Raw genomic sequence first — 1,302 nt, 5'->3', positions numbered from 1 at the left:
CAGTTTAGTAGTCAAAACATTAAACGCAATTCATTTTACCTTGAAAAATCAGCGTTTGTCTCATTAGCTAAAAACTCTTATAGTCACGCCTCAAGTTTTTTAACAAAAGCGAATCAACTATGAGCTAAATATTTGCGCAGGCAACCCCACGAACCCAAGCGCCATACCGTAACGATGTAGTAGGGTCATTTTTACGCACTGACGCGCTAAAAAATGCCAAAACCGAATTGCAAACTGGCAAAATCAACCAAGCGGCATTTGACAAAATCCTAAAAGACGAAATCCAAAATCTTGTGAATCTACAAAAACGCCATGGACTGCACGCCGTGACCGATGGTGAATTTAGCCGTGTGTGGTGGCATTTAGATTTTTTAGCGGGGCTAGATGGCATTGAGATGATTAGCCTTGAAAAATTTCCTGTTGCGTTTAAGGGTGCGAAACCTAAGGGTAACACCATTGCCATTGTGGGTAAAATCGACTTTAGTGACGACCATCCCTTTGTCAAAGCCTATCAACTTTTAAAAGATTGTGCGGGTAATTACCCAACAAAATTCACCATCCCATCACCCAGTATGCTGCACTTATTGGCTTGTATACGTGATGAAAATTACCAGCCGATTGACCTTTACCAAGAAGAAAGCCAGCTATTTGATGACATTGCTAACGCATACATTAAAGCGTTAAACAAATTTTATGCATTAGGTCTACGTAATTTACAACTTGATGACACAAGTTGGGGGCAGTTTTGCTCGCTCGATAAACGAGCGGAATTTGAGGCTCGTGGTATTGATTTGGATAAAGTTGCTAAAAATTATGTGACGGTACTCAATCGTATTGTAGATGCCAAACCTGATGATATGCAAATTACCATGCATATTTGTCGTGGTAATTTTCGTTCAACTTGGTTCTCTGAAGGTGGTTATGCGCCTATTGCTGAGGTGTTGTTTGGTACCTGCAGAGTAGATGGTTTTTTCTTAGAATATGATAGTGAACGCGCGGGAGATTTTGCACCGTTACAACATATCAAAAATCAGCAAGTTGTACTAGGTCTAGTCACGTCAAAAACAGGCGATTTGGAAGATAAAAACGTTATTATTGAGCGGATTAAAGAAGCAGCCCAGTTTGTAGATATTAACCAGTTATGTATAAGTCCCCAATGTGGTTTTGCCTCAACCGAAGAAGGTAATATTTTGACTGAAGAAGCTCAATGGGCAAAACTCGATTTAATTAAAGAGATTGCTGATGAGGTATGGGGTAACTAGTGACCTCTGCTGTCAACAATGGAGAAAAAAACTTGGTAGA

Annotated in this window: 1 protein-coding gene; it reads left to right on the top strand. The window is 39.9% G+C overall.

The features are described 5' to 3' along the window. Positions 1-128: 128 nt before the first annotated feature. Entirely contained in the window at positions 129-1,262 is a 1,134-nt protein-coding gene (locus RTS09_RS10525; protein WP_312536869.1) for a 5-methyltetrahydropteroyltriglutamate--homocysteine S-methyltransferase, read from the top strand. The last annotated feature ends 40 nt before the right edge of the window (positions 1,263-1,302 follow it).

Source organism: Moraxella sp. CTOTU47618, from assembly GCF_032017425.1.
Classification (GTDB): Bacteria; Pseudomonadota; Gammaproteobacteria; order Pseudomonadales; family Moraxellaceae; genus Faucicola; species Faucicola tetraodonis.
Note: the sequence above shows the minus strand (reverse complement) of the source record. Positions and strands in the feature narration are given on the sequence as shown.